This window comes from Mucilaginibacter rigui, from assembly GCF_014773275.1.
GTDB classification, from domain to species: Bacteria; Bacteroidota; Bacteroidia; order Sphingobacteriales; family Sphingobacteriaceae; genus Mucilaginibacter; species Mucilaginibacter rigui_A.
Genome location: NZ_JACWMW010000002.1, coordinates 1,213,541 through 1,228,541, shown reverse-complemented (window position 1 = coordinate 1,228,541; position 15,001 = coordinate 1,213,541). Strand labels below are relative to the sequence as shown.

Here is a 15,001-nt window from a genome sequence, read left to right as displayed (position 1 = left end):
ACATGAAAACGAAATTGATCATACTGGCCTCAATAGCTTGTTTTTTTGCGGCCTGCTCAGGTAATCAAAAACCGGTAGACCTGACCGAAGCTAAGGCAACAGATGCTAAAAAATACGAGATCGGGAGCATCACCGAAAAGGCCTTGTCAAGCTATGCCCGCTTGCCGGGGATATTAAACCCGTTTAACGAAGTGAACCTGTTCCCCAAGGTAAATGGCTTTGTTAAACAGATCTTTGTTGACCGCGGGTCGCAGGTAAGCAAAGGGCAATTATTACTTACGCTGGAAGCGCCCGAAATGGAATCGCAGCTACAGGCGGCTAATTCCCGCTTTATGCAAGCGTTGGAAACCGCCAGTGCCAGTAAAGAAAAATACAACCGTTTAAAACAGGCTGCCGCCGAGCCCGGTTCGGTTTCGCCGCTCGATCTGGATAATGCCATATCCCGGATGAAGGCAGACATGGCCATTGCCAATTCCGAAAAATCTAACATGCAATCGGTAAGGACCATGCAGGGTTACCTGCGTATTTATGCGCCGTTTGATGGTATGATAGTGCAAAGAAATGTTTCGCCCGGTGCTTTGGTAGCTCCCGGTAAAGCAACCGACCAACCAATGCTGGTTTTACAGGATACCCGTAAACTGCGTTTAGAGGTAGCTATACCTGAGAACTATGTGGATAAGGTTGATTTGAAGCAGGCCGTAAGTTTTACTTTTAATGCGATGCCCGGCACAGAGCATAGCGCAAAAATAAGCCGTTCGGCCAACGCCCTGGGCAGTATGCGCTCTGAAGCCATCGAAATTGATGTGCTCAACAAAGATGGCCAGCTAAAGCCCGGCATGTATGGCGAAGTTAAAATACCCATGTTATCGGGTGCTAAATCTTTATTGGTACCCAATAGCGCCATCGTTCGCTCTACCGAAAAAAAGTATGTCATTGTTGTTAAAAACGGCAAGGCCCAATTAGTGGATGTGAAGGAGGGGCTGGCAGGGAAAGATTCGACCGAGGTGTTTGGCGCAATATCGGCAGGTGACAAGATCATCATGAATGCCAGCGACGACCTTAAAGACGGAGATGTGGTAAAATAAAGTGAATTTTATACAGGCTTGGCAAATTTAAAAAGCGATGAACTTTAAATCTGTTACCATTTTACCCGACATTTACCATACTTAACTATGTCGCGATATACAATTTATATTACCTGTATTGCTGTAGCTTGTTTCGTCATCGTTGTAGCATCATTGTTCAGCACCAGGCTGGCCCGTAAGGATGCCGGAGCGGTTACCGCAACAAATAACATTGCGGCCCCGGTTGCAGGAGCTGCAGTTGCGGGTCCGCAGCGTATAGTTCCTAAAGATGCCTGGAAAGCACCCGATGATGCTACAATACCAGTTGGAGAAACCGGTGATGCTATCCGTTATGGCCGCGAGTTGCTGGCGCATACGGCTAAATATTTTGGGCCCAAAGGCACCATAGCTACAATAACCAACGGTATGAATTGCCAAAATTGCCACCTTGCAGCCGGAACCAGGCTTTTTGGGAACAATTTCGCCGGCTTTATATCTGGGTACCCCCGAATAAGCAATCGTAGCGGGAAAATTGAACAACCGGCACAACGTATTGCCGAATGCTTTGAGCGCAGCCTTGCGGGTAAGGTACCGGATACTACGGGTAAAGAAGTGCAGGCCATGCTGGCTTATATGAAATGGGTGGGCAAAGATGTAGGAAAAGGGCAAAAATTATTTGGCAACGCCACAGAGAAACTACCCTTTATGGATTATGCTGCCGACCCGGCAAAGGGAAAGATAGTTTTTGTGGCTAAATGCCAAAGCTGCCACGGCGCAAATGGAGAAGGAACACTTGCGCCCGATAAAATAAGCTACATAAACCCACCATTATGGGGCAAACATAGTTATAACGATGGCGCAGGCATGTACCGGCTTACCAACTTTGCCGGGTTTGTTAAAAATAATATGCCATTTGGCGCTACTTATCAAAACCCGCAATTAACTGATGAAGAAGCCTGGAATGTGGCCGCTTTTGTAAATTCACAACCCCGACCCCATAAAGACCAGCACCGTGACTGGGCTAACCTTAAGAAAAAACCGATCGATCTTCCGTTTGGCCCTTATGCTGATAATTTTAGCGAAAAACAGCATAAGTTTGGCCCTTTTAAACCCATCAAATACAAACAAATAAATTAGCCAATACAAAATCATAAAAATATAATCATCATGAAAAAGTACATTTTCCTATTAGTGTTCGCTTTACCGTTTTTTGTAAAACCGGCCATCGCACAGCAAACAGACCCTGTCGCTTTCACCGGCGCAACGGCCAAACTCAAACATTATAATGCCTTGTACATCCTCAACTCAAACGACGAGAAAAAGATAAAAGGCACCCTGCGTAATATTAATAACGCCTTAGAAGACCCACGGCTTAAAGGTAAACTGCATGTGGAATTAGTAGCTTTTGGCGATGGTGTTGCTGTTTTTATGAAAACCGGCATTTATGAGCAAACTTTAAAAGATCTGCAAGCCAAAGGTGTGGTATTAGCGCAGTGCAACAACACCCTCAACGAGCGGAAGATAGACAAGAACGATCTGTTTCCCTTTATATCTTTTGTGCCCAGCGGTAACGGCGAGATCATCATCCGCCAGTACGAAGGTTGGGCAACTGTGCATCCATAGTTAATACCTCAACCAAACAAATTATAGTATAAACATAGCAAAGGCAGTACCTATAGAACTTAAATCTAACAGGTACTTCCTTATTCCGTTAAATTTATCCGTTATAAGCGGGGTCAAACTCCACTATCCATTCAATGCCGTATTTGTCCCTGAACATTCCGGCGTATGTGCCCCATGGACTGTCGCCAATAGGCCCTTCTACCTCTCCACCTACAGATAATCCCCCGAATATTTTATCGGCTTCTTCACGGCTTTCGGCAGCCACTACTATTTTAGACCTATTCTCGTTTTCGTTTACACGCCCCATAAATGCAGGTACGTCATTGGCTATTAATACATTGTGTTTGCCAATAGGCAAAGCAATGGTCATTATTTTGTTTGCATCATCGTCCGCTATCGGAAATTCCTCGCTTGCGAGTTCCTTGAAACGGACAATCCGTGTGAACTCGCCTCCAAAAACCGATCTGTAAAAAGTAAACGCTTCTTCGGCATTTCCGTTGAAGTTGATCCATGGGTTAATTGCTCTCATAATTTAATTTTTAAGTGATTATAGTTTTCTTTTTATGTTTTCTACGCTAAGGTGGCCAACAGTTCTTCCAGGTTTTTTAAGGTGATGGTGAAGCCTATTTTGAAGCCCTCTAATAATTTCTCCAATCGCTCAAACGATTCATTAAAAATGGTAATATCCACTTTGGTTTTGCCGTTTTGCCCGCTGAAATTGTAATCCCATTCAGAACCCGGCAGCTCACGGTTCTCGTTTTCATCTGCAAACGCGTTGTACATCTTAAAATTGGTTTTCGGGGTAATGGAAGTAAATTCCTGCACCGCCCAGCGCTCCTGCCCATCGGGGCTTATCATCGCGTAAAATCGCCGCCCGCCAACTTCAAAATTCATATATTTAGTTTTGGCGCGCATAGGTGCAGGTGCTCCCCATTGATCCAGCAATTCGGCTTTGGTAAAGGCATCCCATACTAAAGACTGTGCAGCATTAAATTCCCTGGTTATATAAACCGTTTTCGCTGCCTTGTCTACGTTAAAATCAAATAGCAAATCGTTGTTCATTATTTCTGTTCATTAATTGTTGTTAATAAATGGTCGAGCTGGTTAAACTGGGTTTCCCAGTTTTGCCTGAATTGGGCTAACCAATGGTCAAACTCCTGCATCTTTTTAGCATTAAAGTGATAATAGATCTCCCGCCCACTTTGCTCGGGTTTAATTAATTCGCATTCGTGCAACACTTTAATATGTTTAGATACTGCCTGCCGGCTCATATCAAATTTTTCTGCCATTGCATTTGGCGTTAGCGCCTGTATAGCAATTAAGGTTAAAATAGCCCTGCGTGTTGGGTCGGCTATTGCCTGGAATATGTCTTGTTTCATTTTACAATTTAATTACGCAACCTTCAGGTTGCAAATATATATGCAACTTTTGAGTTGCGCAAATTTATTGTAAACTTTTTCCGTGGTAAATTGACGGGGATAAATTTCGCTTAAGAAAAGTTTAAAATTTGCAATAGCAACCTAAGTGCAATATTGGCCGGCGTAAGCCGCCCATTTATAATAGCAAGCCAATAAAAAGTTAAGATCAAGCTTCAATCAAGAGGAAGAAATCTATTGTATATTTATATTACCAAAGTTATTGGTATGTACGTTTGGTTTAGCGTGCACTCCAATAGAATTCTGTAGGTGGCATCGATAAGCACAATTCGCCTTTTATCTAACGAAAACGCAGTTTGAATCTAGTATGCATAATATAAACGACCCAATTAGTTTGCTTTTTTAAACAGGAATTTACGGTGGGTAACTCCCCAGGCTGAAATAGCGGTAATTACCCCACTTAAAGTCTTCCCATGTTCCGTTAACTCGTATTCAACAGTTATCGGTTTTGTGGGCATCACGGTTCTGGCCACTATTTGATTTTGCTCCAGCTCCTGTAACTCTTTAGAAAGCATTTTTGCAGCAATACCATCTATGCCCCGCAACAGATCCATAAAACGAACCTTACCGTATAGCAGGAGCCATCCAATGATCTGAATTTTCCATTTTCCCGATAACAAGATCATCGTATCCTTTATCGCCATCAATTGCTCTTTACAATCAGGTATTTCCGGGGCTTGCTTTTTTGTGTTCATATGCTGCAAAATTACGATGGTTGATATATGGTTAGCGACCTACTTTCATTGAGGAAACCAGTTTCCAAAGGGTAACAGATAACATTTATAAAGTTACTTCAAAATAATTTTGTGCCATAAATATTAAAATCATGCAAAAAGAAAAAAGAATTTATTGGATAGTGACCATTATAGCTATGGCGCTGATCGTGCTACCATCCTATTTTGCCCCGAAGGCATACCTGGTCGAGGCAATACGCAGGATGGGCTTCCCGGCTTATTTTGGCCTTGAACTGGACATCCTTAAAATCGTTGGCGCGTTGATCATACTCATCCCGGCCATACCGGCTATGTTTAAAGAATGGGCTTATGTCGCTTTCGGGATTTTACTGCTTTCCGCCAGCCTGGGTCATTGGCTCGCTGATGGCCCTGCAAAAGGGATAGCACCACTGGTTCCGTTTGCCATACTATGCGTATCCTATTATTATTTCAGAAAACTAAACTATCCGGTGACCGCAAAAGTATAAAACATGAAAATAGAGATCTGGAGCGACGTGATGTGTCCGTTTTGCTATATCGGCAAAAGGAATTTTGAAGCTGCCCTGGCACAGTTTCCTGACAGGGACAATATAGAGGTGGAATGGAAAAGTTTCCAGCTTGACCCTGCCATGCCCGAAGTGCCGCAGCATCAGGAAAACATGCACCAGTTTGTAGCTTCACGTAAAGCAATCAGCTATGAGCGCTCCGTTGCCATGCACGGACAGGTAGGAATAATGGCTAAGGGTGCGTGACTTGTTTATCATTTTGATAAGATGCTTGTGACCAATTCGCTGAAAGCGCATCGCCTTATCCAGATGGCAAAAACAAAAGGGCTGGTAGAAGATGCGGAAGAGCGCCTGTTTTATGCCTACTTCACAGAGAGCATGAACCTTTCTGATGAAGCCGTTTTAACAGAACTGGGGAATGAAATAGGGTTAACGAATGCTGATGTAAAAGAAGCCCTTACCAACCCTGTTTTTCAACATCAGGTGGAAGCAGACGGGGAAGAAGCATCCAGGCTGGGGGTAAGAGGGGTTCCTTTCTTTGTGATCGATCGCAAGTATGCCATTGCAGGCTCTCAACCCGGCAATGAAATTCTTAACGTACTGCAAACTGCTTATACGGAATGGGAGAAGAACAATCACGGTCTGATCAAGGTTACTCAAGGTGCCACATGTACCTCAGGTGAGGATTGTACAAATTAATTGATCAATAAAAAAACAAAAGAATAAAGATGAAAAAAACAATAGCCATTGTCGGTGCGGGTCCGGGTGTAGGATTTGCCGTGGCAGAAAAATTCGGAACTGAAGGCTACAATGTTGCGTTGCTTGCCAGGAACGTAGAAAAACTAAATGCGCTGAAAGACGATCTGTTGAAAAAAGGTGTTGAGGCTGCAACTTTCCAGGCCGATATATTAGACTGGGAACAGTTGACCCGCGCGCTGCAGGCGGTTATACATCATTACGGTGCGATTGATGTATTGGAATTCAGCCCGACACCCACCTGGGACAGTATGCGGACTGCCCGGAATATAGATATAGCAAATGAACAGCATCACCTCGACTACCAGGTACTTGCTGCAATAACTGCTGTGCAAGTTGTGCTTCCACAAATGCTGGAAAGAAAAGACGGTAGCATCTTGTTTACCACGGCGTCCTCCGCCCAGCATCCGGTAAATAGAACCGCCAGTTTCGGCGTTGCTGCAGGCGCTTTATTAAATTATGCGCGGTTGCTCAACATGGACCTGAAGGAGGACAATATATACGCAGGTATCGTGTCTATCGGTGCTTTGGTTGTAAGTGAAGGTAAACACAAAGGGGATTTTCCTGAAGGTATGCCAACAATAACAGCAACTGAGGTTGCAGAAGCGCACTGGAAACTTCATCAGCAGCGAGAAGTTGCAGAGATCGTCTTATCGTAAATTTCGCGGGAAAATTTTCCCACCCAGCACTGAACAACTTGTAAATGTTAGGCAGGGGCACTTAAGTATGCACTTTGTTACAGTTTCAACCCAGGTTCGGGTTTCTCCGGGGTTTCCGTTACAAACAGATCAAATAAAAGCAATAAAGAGGACAATTGAGAACGCCATACATAGAGGGGAAGATAAAAATGAAAGGGGCGATTTTCGAATTTTTCACTCAAATAACCGCTTAAACAACATTCTTAAACAAGGGAACAAAAATTGTTGGAAATATGCGACAGTAGAAAAACTATGCGAAAACTATGCAAATAAAAAACCCTTACTCGCCAGAGTAAGGGTTAAATCATTGATTTTAAGTGCTCCTGAGGCTGGGCTCGAACCAGCGACCCTCTGATTAACAGTCAGATGCTCTAACCAGCTGAGCTACTCAGGAGTGTTTTCCGGTTTGGAGTGGTGCAAAAGTATGATTTCTGAGGTAATTTCACAATATTTGCACAAAAAAAAATTAAAAATATTTTACATGAGTTTGTTAGTTATTGGTACTGTGGCGTTTGACGCAATTGAAACCCCCTTTGGGAAGACAGATAAAATTGTTGGAGGGGCCGCAACCTACGCAAGTTTGGCCGCTTCGTACTTTTATGACAAGATAAAAATAGTGGCTGTAGTGGGCGACGATTTTCCGCAGGAGGATATTAAGGACTTTAACAATCACAATATCGATACTGAAGGCCTTCAAATAAAAAAAGGCGAAAAATCATTCTTTTGGAGTGGCAAATACCATAATGATATGAATAGCCGCGACACTTTGGTTACCGAACTTAATGTACTGGCCGACTTTGACCCTATTATCCCTGAGGCTTACCAGGACTGCCAATACCTTATGCTGGGTAATCTTACCCCACAGGTACAGCAAACGGTTATTAAACGCCTTAAAAACCGCCCTAAGCTGATTGTAATGGACACCATGAACTTCTGGATGGACATTGCTATGGACGATTTACTGGATACCATTAAATTGATTGACGTTTTAACTATTAACGATGCCGAGGCACGCCAGCTATCAGGCGAGTACTCGCTGGTTAAGGCCGCCAGGAAAATTTTGACAATGGGCCCAAAATACCTGATCATTAAAAAAGGTGAGCACGGTGCATTATTGTTTCATGAAGATCACATCTTCTCTGCCCCTGCCCTTCCCCTTGCCGAGGTATTTGACCCAACCGGCGCAGGCGATACTTTTGCAGGTGGCTTTATTGGCTATATGGCTAAGGTTGGTACCGTTAATTTCAACAACATGAAAAATGCTATCATATTTGGTTCGGCACTGGCATCGTTCTGTGTAGAGAAGTTTGGGACAGAAAAGATCAAAAACCTGTCACAAGAAGAGATTGCGGCACGTGTACAACAGTTTGTACAACTGTCATCATTCGATATTAAATAATCCCAAGCCTGTGCGATTCCCTCCAAACGGGAGGGTGCAGGGAGGAGTTTATGCAACTATGCACGTAAAACCCCTCCCTGCCACTACATGGGCCATCGCACCCCTCCCCGGGGAGGGAATTTAGTTGTGAGATAACTCCTTCGCCATATAATCATAATTGTTCAGAAGATTGTACTAAAGTTAAGGATCTCACCGTGAGCTTGCCGAAGGGCGTGCGGCAGAAATAGTTAGCGAGTGTTTCGACAGGCTCAACATGACATATATAATCTTCCGAACTTTTGTAGTTATTTAACGGGCTCCTAATACTCCAGCCATTTTTTTATTTTAAGGCCTGCTATATCGCCTTCGGCATACTTCCCGCTTTCATCGTTCACCACACGCAATAACGTGCCGTTGTTCTCCAGTATCAGGTCTTCATAAAAACCCTTAAATAACACTTCTTTTACGGTCCATTCACTGGTTTTCAGGATATTGTTCAGGCGGATCCACTCCGGGTAGATCACCACGTACTCTTTTTCGGTCATAATACCACAGGCTTTGGCTTCTTCGGCATTCAGCACGTTGCAGTTGGTCAGCAGTTCGGCAGTGTATAAATTAAGCGGGGTTCGATACAGCGATTTAGGGCTGCCGCTTTCTACTATTTCGCCATGTTTTAGTACGATCAGCTCATCGGCCATAGAGAGCACCTCTGCCGGGTCGTGTGATACCATTACCACCGTAAGGCCGGTTTCCTTTACAATCTGCCTGATATCGTGCTGCAGGCCTTCCCTGAACGAGGTATCAACCTGGTTAAAGGGTTCGTCGAGCAAAAGCACTTCGGGGCGGGTAATAATGGCGCGGGCTATGGCAACACGCTGCTTTTCGCCGCCGCTCAGGTCGGCAACGCGTTTGTAGGCCAGTTGCATCATATTTAGCTGGGTAAGTACCTGCTCTGTCTTTTCTTCCTTCAGCTTTACGTTGGTACTGGGCAGCATGCCCGATACGTTGTCCCATACGCGGGCAAAAAGGTTCAGGTCGTCGGTATGCTGGGTTACCATTTTCATGGCATCATGGCCGGGTATCAGCTTTTCTTCGGGCCCCCAAATGCGTTCGCCTTTAAAGTTTACGGTGCCTTCGTCCGGCGATAGCAACCCGTACAACAATCGTAGTAAAGTACTTTTACCACTGCCGCTTTCGCCTATTATAGCGGTTATTTTGCCGGGAACAATATCAAGAGAAATTTGCTTAACCCCCGACGCTTCGGCCCCGCCGTATGATCTGCTTACTGAATTTGCCTGTAAAAAAGGTACACCTGCCATTGCTGCAAAGATAACCGGGATTAAGCAGATTTAACAGATTTTTAGGATTTTGAATAGCATGCTCGTATTTAAACCGGGATTTAGCGGAATTTCGCCCTTGTTGGTGTTGTCACCAACAAGCCGCCATGCTTGTTTAATAACTACCTAAGCCAATTATCCTTTCAGCCAATCATTTTTCTTACAAGTTCTTTGGTAATTTCTCCATTTATTACAGGGTTAGCTAAGTCGAAAATGAATTCACTAAGTTCGCCATTCTCAAACCCTATATCATCCCGGCTTTCGATAGCGTTTGCCCAATTCTCTAAGTCATCAGTAGAGAGTACCCCATTCAAAAAACATTGCGCGACAATAATGAAGTCCGATTTACGCATTATAACTAATGGCTCCTCGGCATCCCATGTATATTCGGATAGTTCGTTTTGAACCCTGTTAAGTTTTGTTTGAAACCTTATCAAGTCGTTTAAAATGGCTATTCGGGTTCTCATAGTTTTGGTTCACGTAATATGCTACCATCAGGTGCAAATGTGGTTTTGCGCCCTTGTTGGTGTTGTCACCAACAAGGCGCCATGCTTGTTTAATACCTGCCCGAAGGTTGTTGGTGACAACACCAACAACGGCTTAACAGATTTTTAGGATTTGAATAGCAATTCGCTAAATCCCGATCCTACCACCCAACGCTCATCCCGAATGAGAAGTTACGCAGGCCATCCTGTGCGGGGCTGTTCTCAAACATATTATTGAAATAGTATTTACCAAATACGCCTATTGCGCCATAACCCACGCGTAACGATGCGCCGTATCTGAATTTAGAGAAATTGTAGTTACCGCCCAGTTTAAAGTCGCCGTTCTCTTTACTTTCCTGCTTCAAGCTGCTGCTTATCAGCACACCCATTTCGGCAGCGGCCACAAAGTGGAACCTGCGGCCATCATCATCATCGCGGGTACGGAAATCAAACGCAACGGGCACACGTATATAGGTTGCCGAAAGGCGGTTCTTATCATACTTAATATCGTCTTGCCTGTAGCTCAACGGGGCTTGATCGCGCAGTATGGTGATGCTTTGGCGCAGGCGCAGGTTTGTCCAATCGAACCCGCCGGCGGTGTAGATCCTGAATGAGCTGTTGAAACGGTACCCAAGTTGAATTACGTCAAAACCAATATTGCTGCTCCTCCATGAGCGGTAGCTTAAAAACTGGTTGGCCGGCGACAGGTTGAAGCTGCCATTATCATTTAAGGTTGTCAACCCGATATCAAACCTGGTTAAGGTTATCCCAAATGAAAACCCGGGAGCTTTTGTGGCAGGGTAATCAGTTGTATCGTTAATCCTCACCTGCGACACATCATCACCAAAACCGAGGCGGATCCTGGTATGGCGGGTTTTAGTGCTATCGGTAGTGGTAGTAGTTTTAACACTATCTGTTTGCGCAAACACAACTGTTGCTGCCAGGCATATTATAGTTGTAAAGATCAGGCGTTTCATATATGAAAACAATTATTGATTTAGTGAATTATTGATTTAGTGATTTCATCTGCATATCTGAAATCCGCACATCTGCATATTTACACATTTGCATATCTATTTATCTTCTTTTTTTATTTTGATAAACCCAAGGTTAAGGCCCGATACTATTGATTCATCCTCATCCTTCGTGCTCGAAAACTCTATCAGCTTATCCTTGCGCTTATCAACTTTGCTTACCACAACATTTATCAGGTCGCCAAGGCTGCGGATGCGGTGCTTTTTTGCAGCCACTACAGCCATTGTTTTGGGCACTGTTACCGATTGCGCTGCTAAGGTATTTGTTTTAAAAGGCATATCCTCGGGTGCATCAATTTTTTCGAGTATCGGGGTATTTTTATCGGGCACAGTAAATTTTATGCTCTCTGTTGATTTGCGACTTGCCTGCGCCAATTGCTGTTCAGGCTCTTCCACTTTCAACAGGGGGGTAACAGGTAAAACATGTTGTTGTTTAACCCTCCTTGTTTTTTGCTTGCGCGATGCTGTGCCTGCATTTACCGCTGTAACTTTATCTATCTGCGGCTGTACTATTTTTGGCAATGCTGTTTCCGGCGCTACAGTCGCTTTTACAGGCTTATCGTTTTTAACCGCAGCCAATTGTACCGTTGGTTTTATATTATCCTTTGTTTGCGCTACAAAATATAACCCAGCAGATAATAAAACCAGTAAGCTTGCAGCTACAGACAGGGAGGTTTTTAACGATCGCCTCTTCTTATCAAGTTGCGATGCTACATTGCCCCAAACCGCAGCGGAAGGCTCCACCTTAAAATCATCAAACTCAGACCTGAATAGTTGGTCAATTTCTTTATCCTGCATATCCATATCTTTTATTGTCCATTTTCATTACCTGTTCCTTTAAAATAGCCCTCGCCCTTGATAACTGCGACTTTGATGCCCCCTCGCTGATACCCATTATTTCGGCTATCTCCTTGTGCGAGTAGCCATCAATAGCATACAGGTTAAACACCATCCGGTATCCCGGCGACAGGGCTTTGATCATTACCAGCAGGTCCTTTGCTTCTAAGCTACTTGCGGCAGCGGCATTAACCGATGGCTCGTGCCCGGCGGTATCAATATCAACCACCTGCATCATTTTGTGGTGGCGGCGGTAATACTCAATAGAGCTGTGCACCATAATGCGCCTTACCCAACCTTCAAATGAACCATCGCCCCGGTAATCGGCTATTTTCTGAAACACTTTTATAAATCCGTTCTGCAACATATCCTCTGCTTCCATCTTATCGGTAGCATAGCGCATACAAACCCCCAGCATTTTTGAGGCGAACTGCTTATACAACAGCTCCTGCGCCTTACGCTGCCCTGCCTTGCAGCACTGCACCAGATGATCGATAGTAGTTTTAGGTTCCAAAAACATCATTTAACAGTTAGATGTAAAGGAACCCCGTTTGGTTGCATGGGTGATGAAATAAATTTTAATTAAGTTTAACCGCTACAATGTCTGCAATTACTCTATATTAACAAGGGGTTGAAAATATGAAACTTATCTATACTTTAACTTTAATCTTGATTGCCAACGTTGGATATTCCCAGAGTGCTGCCCCTGGCGTGAATCAAGTTTATAAATTGTTAAGGTCTAGCATAAATCAAACTTCTAAAAAGAGTATTAGTATCGGCTCAGGCGAATGGCTGATTTGTAACCAAGATAGTGCCTTCTTTAAAAACGACACTTTAAGACTTTATGATAACATCAATTACTTTTATCAATTAAGCAAATGTTGTGATTTTATTGGATGGACTTTTTATGAAAAAAATGCTTTTGTTCAATCAAAATCCCAAATATGCAATGAGCCAAGCTCAATGTCAATACAAACGGAATATTACAATATTCAGGTTTTTTCTAAAGATAAAAGCACATTTATGTTTGTTATAAAACAAGGAGTAGTATTTGGTAAGTTTGAAATTATTAATATTAAAAGTATTGCGCTGGCTAACAATAACTCAAGCAAAATTATAGTTCTAAAAAGGTTTAAATAATAGCAATTTATTCCCCCTTTTACTCAGTCTCCCGGCTCTTTCCGAGTGACGACTATTCAGCGATGTTACTACAGTTTATAAATTAGCAGGCGAAGGCCTTAATATTTGTTACCCGTCAAATCCGAGCGGCCAAATGAGAACCATGACAATATGTCATTTTGACAAAAAAAATAACGCTTTTTTAAATGATGCGTATGTGGAACTTATACGATTTTGAAGGCGTTTTAAAGTCGAAAAAAGGCGAGTAAAAGGCGTCAAAGATCGCCAAAATTCACTCTATTTCTTTTCCCTGAAGTATTTATAGATCTTCACAGCCGACATGATGATGAGGCTGAAAAGGATAATCCCAATTACCCCGAAGATCCAGTTAAGCGCACTTTTGAGAACCACCAGGAATACTATGGCAAACAGGATAATAGTAGCCAGTTCGTTCCATAAACGGAGCTGGATAGAAGTCCACTTGTATACCCCTTTTGCCATCTGTTTCATTATTTTTTGGCAAATGAAATGATAAGCGATTAGCCCTATTACAAAAGTGAGCTTTACATGTAACCAGGGCATTTTCCACAAGGCCGGGTTAAGGTGCAGCATGGTTGCCCCCGCTACAATCACAAAGTACATGCTTGGGGTGGCTATGATCCACCACAGCTTCTTCTCTATTATCTCGAATTGTTCGGACAAGATGGTACGTGCAGGTTCGGGTTTATCCTGCGCTTCGCGGTGGTAAATAAACAGGCGTACAATGTAAAACAGCCCCGCCATCCAGCAGACTACAAAGATGATATGTATAGCTAAAACGTATTGGTACATGTGCCTGTTTCTACATGTCATTGCGAGCGTAGTGCAGCAACCTCAGCGAGTAAGCGGATGTGCTAAGATTGCCGCGTCGCTACGCTCCTCGCAATGACAAGTTGTATTATTAATATCTAAACTCTTTTATCACTTCAACCGCGTACTTCACATTATCAAACGGGATATCGGGCATAATGCCGTGGCCCAGGTTGAAGATGAAACCGTTCTGGCCGCGCATGCGCTCGAACAAGCGATGGATGCGGTCTTTAATAACAGTTTTATCTGCATATAAAATATGCGGATCAAGGTTGCCTTGTACGGCTATGCCTTGGGGTAAACGGTTTTTAATATCCAGCAAATCAACATTCCAGTCGATAGATATTACATCCGGCTTGGCTTCGGCCATCAGCGGTGCAAATACCGAGCTGCCTTTGCAGAACGATATTACAGGAATATCCTTCCTGTTCAGTTTGCTAATGATCTCGACAATATAACGATGCGAAAACTCGGTATAATCATCCCATGATAATGCCTGTGCCCAGCTGTCAAATATCTGTACGGCGTTAACACCGGCAGCAATTTGCAGGTTCAGGTAATCAGCCGTAACCGTAGCAATTTTTGATAGTAACTGATGTGCCATCTCCGGATGGTTGTGCAGCATCAGTTTAGTCAGCTTAAAATCTTTTGACGATCCGCCTTCAATCAAATAGCTCATCACCGTAAACGGGGCGCCTGCAAAACCTATCAGCGGGATGCTACCGTTAAGGCGCTGCTGAATAACTTTTATAGCATCAGCAACGTACTGTAACCTATCGCCTACATTGGTTTGCAGGTTATCAATATCAGCCTGTGTGCGTACCGGGTTGGCAAACTTGGGGCCTACACCCTGCGTAAAGCTTAGGTCGCCACCCATAGCTTCGCCGGTAACTAAAATATCTGAGAATAAGATAGCGGCGTCGATACCCAAAAGATCAACCGGCAGCATGGTAACATCGGCAGCCAGTTCGGGTGTTTTACACATCTCCAGGAACGAATATTGGTTTTTGATCTCCCAATACTCGGGCATAAAACGGCCTGCCTGGCGCATCATCCATACGGGTGGCCGTTCTGTTTTCTCCGAAAATGCGGCTTTTATAAATAGCGAATCTTTCATGTTTCTTTTGAGAGCCAAGAATCAAGAGCCAAGAATCAAGAGCCAATCT

The 15,001-nt window shown here is 43.7% G+C and carries 18 protein-coding genes, 1 tRNA gene and 1 pseudogene; 8 read left to right on the top strand and 12 right to left on the bottom strand.

Annotated features, from left to right (window positions below):
* Nucleotides 1-2: 2 nt before the first annotated feature.
* From IDJ75_RS12580 to IDJ75_RS12570, 3 genes are all read left to right on the top strand, one after another.
* A complete protein-coding gene (locus IDJ75_RS12580; protein ID WP_191175948.1) occupies nucleotides 3-1,085 on the top strand; it encodes an efflux RND transporter periplasmic adaptor subunit in 1,083 nt (360 codons plus the stop codon).
* 87 nt (nucleotides 1,086-1,172) lie between these two features.
* Nucleotides 1,173-2,201, top strand: coding sequence for a c-type cytochrome (locus IDJ75_RS12575; RefSeq protein ID WP_191175947.1), 1,029 nt, complete (start codon nucleotides 1,173-1,175; stop codon nucleotides 2,199-2,201).
* Nucleotides 2,202-2,231: 30 nt separating this feature from the next.
* Complete coding sequence (locus IDJ75_RS12570) at nucleotides 2,232-2,687, top strand: DsrE family protein (RefSeq protein WP_191175946.1); 456 nt, start codon at nucleotides 2,232-2,234, stop codon at nucleotides 2,685-2,687.
* A 94-nt stretch (nucleotides 2,688-2,781) separates the two neighbouring features.
* Here IDJ75_RS12570 and IDJ75_RS12565 read toward each other — a convergent pair whose 3' ends face one another.
* The 4 genes from IDJ75_RS12565 to IDJ75_RS12550 all read right to left on the bottom strand — a co-directional run bounded on the left by IDJ75_RS12565 (nucleotide 2,782) and on the right by IDJ75_RS12550 (nucleotide 4,818).
* On the bottom strand, nucleotides 2,782-3,216 hold the full coding sequence (locus tag IDJ75_RS12565) for a VOC family protein (protein ID WP_191175945.1): 435 nt from the start codon (nucleotides 3,214-3,216) through the stop codon (nucleotides 2,782-2,784).
* 41 nt (nucleotides 3,217-3,257) lie between these two features.
* Nucleotides 3,258-3,749 carry an SRPBCC family protein gene (locus tag IDJ75_RS12560; protein WP_191175944.1) on the bottom strand — a complete coding sequence of 164 codons (492 nt, stop codon included), beginning with the start codon at nucleotides 3,747-3,749 and terminating at the stop codon, nucleotides 3,258-3,260.
* Entirely contained in the window at nucleotides 3,749-4,066 is a 318-nt protein-coding gene (locus IDJ75_RS12555; RefSeq protein WP_191175943.1) for an ArsR/SmtB family transcription factor, read from the bottom strand. Before IDJ75_RS12555 ends, IDJ75_RS12560 begins: the two co-directional genes overlap by 1 nt.
* Nucleotides 4,067-4,452: 386 nt before the next feature.
* A complete protein-coding gene (locus tag IDJ75_RS12550; RefSeq protein ID WP_191175942.1) occupies nucleotides 4,453-4,818 on the bottom strand; it encodes a winged helix-turn-helix transcriptional regulator in 366 nt (121 codons plus the stop codon).
* Between the two features lie 131 nt (nucleotides 4,819-4,949).
* On the opposite strand from IDJ75_RS12550, the gene IDJ75_RS12545 reads away from it, so the two are divergent.
* The 3 genes and pseudogenes from IDJ75_RS12545 to IDJ75_RS12535 all read left to right on the top strand — a co-directional run bounded on the left by IDJ75_RS12545 (nucleotide 4,950) and on the right by IDJ75_RS12535 (nucleotide 6,757).
* Nucleotides 4,950-5,324, top strand: a complete 375-nt coding sequence (locus IDJ75_RS12545) for a DoxX family protein (protein ID WP_191175941.1) — start codon at nucleotides 4,950-4,952, stop codon at nucleotides 5,322-5,324.
* Between the two features lie 3 nt (nucleotides 5,325-5,327).
* Nucleotides 5,328-6,041: pseudogene (locus IDJ75_RS12540) on the top strand (DsbA family oxidoreductase).
* 29 nt (nucleotides 6,042-6,070) lie between these two features.
* Nucleotides 6,071-6,757, top strand: a complete 687-nt coding sequence (locus IDJ75_RS12535) for an SDR family NAD(P)-dependent oxidoreductase (protein WP_191175940.1) — start codon at nucleotides 6,071-6,073, stop codon at nucleotides 6,755-6,757.
* A gap of 359 nt (nucleotides 6,758-7,116) precedes the next feature.
* Here the strand turns inward: IDJ75_RS12535 and IDJ75_RS12530 are convergent.
* Nucleotides 7,117-7,190, bottom strand: a tRNA-Asn gene (locus tag IDJ75_RS12530).
* An 87-nt stretch (nucleotides 7,191-7,277) separates the two neighbouring features.
* Here IDJ75_RS12530 and IDJ75_RS12525 point away from each other — a divergent pair.
* Nucleotides 7,278-8,195: a PfkB family carbohydrate kinase gene (locus IDJ75_RS12525; protein WP_191175939.1), complete on the top strand. Its 918-nt coding sequence runs from the start codon at nucleotides 7,278-7,280 to the stop codon at nucleotides 8,193-8,195.
* A 299-nt stretch (nucleotides 8,196-8,494) separates the two neighbouring features.
* On the opposite strand, the gene IDJ75_RS12520 is transcribed toward IDJ75_RS12525, so the two are convergent.
* The 5 genes from IDJ75_RS12520 to IDJ75_RS12500 form a co-directional block, all read right to left on the bottom strand.
* Nucleotides 8,495-9,493 (bottom strand): ABC transporter ATP-binding protein, encoded by a 999-nt coding sequence (locus IDJ75_RS12520; protein ID WP_191175938.1) that lies wholly within the window; start codon nucleotides 9,491-9,493, stop codon nucleotides 8,495-8,497.
* Nucleotides 9,494-9,654: 161 nt separating this feature from the next.
* A complete protein-coding gene (locus IDJ75_RS12515) occupies nucleotides 9,655-9,978 on the bottom strand; it encodes a hypothetical protein (RefSeq protein ID WP_191175937.1) in 324 nt (107 codons plus the stop codon).
* Between the two features lie 179 nt (nucleotides 9,979-10,157).
* On the bottom strand, nucleotides 10,158-10,973 hold the full coding sequence (locus tag IDJ75_RS12510) for an outer membrane beta-barrel protein (RefSeq protein ID WP_191175936.1): 816 nt from the start codon (nucleotides 10,971-10,973) through the stop codon (nucleotides 10,158-10,160).
* 96 nt (nucleotides 10,974-11,069) lie between these two features.
* Complete coding sequence (locus tag IDJ75_RS12505) at nucleotides 11,070-11,834, bottom strand: hypothetical protein (protein ID WP_191175935.1); 765 nt, start codon at nucleotides 11,832-11,834, stop codon at nucleotides 11,070-11,072.
* Entirely contained in the window at nucleotides 11,818-12,390 is a 573-nt protein-coding gene (locus IDJ75_RS12500; RefSeq protein WP_394368097.1) for an RNA polymerase sigma factor, read from the bottom strand. The genes IDJ75_RS12505 and IDJ75_RS12500 overlap by 17 nt, the downstream gene beginning before the upstream one ends.
* A gap of 116 nt (nucleotides 12,391-12,506) precedes the next feature.
* Here IDJ75_RS12500 and IDJ75_RS12495 point away from each other — a divergent pair, with 116 nt between their 5' ends.
* Nucleotides 12,507-13,007: a hypothetical protein gene (locus IDJ75_RS12495; protein ID WP_191175934.1), complete on the top strand. Its 501-nt coding sequence runs from the start codon at nucleotides 12,507-12,509 to the stop codon at nucleotides 13,005-13,007.
* A 276-nt stretch (nucleotides 13,008-13,283) separates the two neighbouring features.
* Here IDJ75_RS12495 and hemJ read toward each other — a convergent pair whose 3' ends face one another.
* Complete coding sequence (hemJ, locus tag IDJ75_RS12490) at nucleotides 13,284-13,817, bottom strand: protoporphyrinogen oxidase HemJ (protein WP_191175933.1); 534 nt, start codon at nucleotides 13,815-13,817, stop codon at nucleotides 13,284-13,286.
* A 109-nt stretch (nucleotides 13,818-13,926) separates the two neighbouring features.
* Nucleotides 13,927-14,952, bottom strand: a complete 1,026-nt coding sequence (gene hemE, locus IDJ75_RS12485; protein ID WP_191175932.1) for a uroporphyrinogen decarboxylase — start codon at nucleotides 14,950-14,952, stop codon at nucleotides 13,927-13,929.
* Between the last annotated feature and the right edge of the window lie 49 nt (nucleotides 14,953-15,001).

Excerpts from the sequence above, each read along its gene's own strand:
- IDJ75_RS12510 (WP_191175936.1), bottom strand. The coding sequence starts at position 10,973 with ATGAAACGCCTGATCTTTACAACTATAATATGCCTGGCAGCAACAGTT.
- IDJ75_RS12555 (WP_191175943.1), bottom strand. The coding sequence starts at position 4,066 with ATGAAACAAGACATATTCCAGGCAATAGCCGACCCAACACGCAGGGCT.
- IDJ75_RS12580 (WP_191175948.1), top strand. The coding sequence starts at position 3 with ATGAAAACGAAATTGATCATACTGGCCTCAATAGCTTGTTTTTTTGCG.
- IDJ75_RS12495 (WP_191175934.1), top strand. The coding sequence starts at position 12,507 with ATGAAACTTATCTATACTTTAACTTTAATCTTGATTGCCAACGTTGGA.
- hemJ (WP_191175933.1), bottom strand. The coding sequence starts at position 13,817 with ATGTACCAATACGTTTTAGCTATACATATCATCTTTGTAGTCTGCTGG.
- IDJ75_RS12550 (WP_191175942.1), bottom strand. The coding sequence starts at position 4,818 with ATGAACACAAAAAAGCAAGCCCCGGAAATACCTGATTGTAAAGAGCAA.
- IDJ75_RS12500 (WP_394368097.1), bottom strand. The coding sequence starts at position 12,390 with ATGATGTTTTTGGAACCTAAAACTACTATCGATCATCTGGTGCAGTGC.
- IDJ75_RS12565 (WP_191175945.1), bottom strand. The coding sequence starts at position 3,216 with ATGAGAGCAATTAACCCATGGATCAACTTCAACGGAAATGCCGAAGAA.
- hemE (WP_191175932.1), bottom strand. The coding sequence starts at position 14,952 with ATGAAAGATTCGCTATTTATAAAAGCCGCATTTTCGGAGAAAACAGAA.
- IDJ75_RS12545 (WP_191175941.1), top strand. The coding sequence starts at position 4,950 with ATGCAAAAAGAAAAAAGAATTTATTGGATAGTGACCATTATAGCTATG.
- IDJ75_RS12525 (WP_191175939.1), top strand. The coding sequence starts at position 7,278 with ATGAGTTTGTTAGTTATTGGTACTGTGGCGTTTGACGCAATTGAAACC.
- IDJ75_RS12520 (WP_191175938.1), bottom strand. The coding sequence starts at position 9,493 with ATGGCAGGTGTACCTTTTTTACAGGCAAATTCAGTAAGCAGATCATAC.
- IDJ75_RS12570 (WP_191175946.1), top strand. The coding sequence starts at position 2,232 with ATGAAAAAGTACATTTTCCTATTAGTGTTCGCTTTACCGTTTTTTGTA.
- IDJ75_RS12575 (WP_191175947.1), top strand. The coding sequence starts at position 1,173 with ATGTCGCGATATACAATTTATATTACCTGTATTGCTGTAGCTTGTTTC.
- IDJ75_RS12560 (WP_191175944.1), bottom strand. The coding sequence starts at position 3,749 with ATGAACAACGATTTGCTATTTGATTTTAACGTAGACAAGGCAGCGAAA.
- IDJ75_RS12535 (WP_191175940.1), top strand. The coding sequence starts at position 6,071 with ATGAAAAAAACAATAGCCATTGTCGGTGCGGGTCCGGGTGTAGGATTT.
- IDJ75_RS12515 (WP_191175937.1), bottom strand. The coding sequence starts at position 9,978 with ATGAGAACCCGAATAGCCATTTTAAACGACTTGATAAGGTTTCAAACA.
- IDJ75_RS12505 (WP_191175935.1), bottom strand. The coding sequence starts at position 11,834 with ATGGATATGCAGGATAAAGAAATTGACCAACTATTCAGGTCTGAGTTT.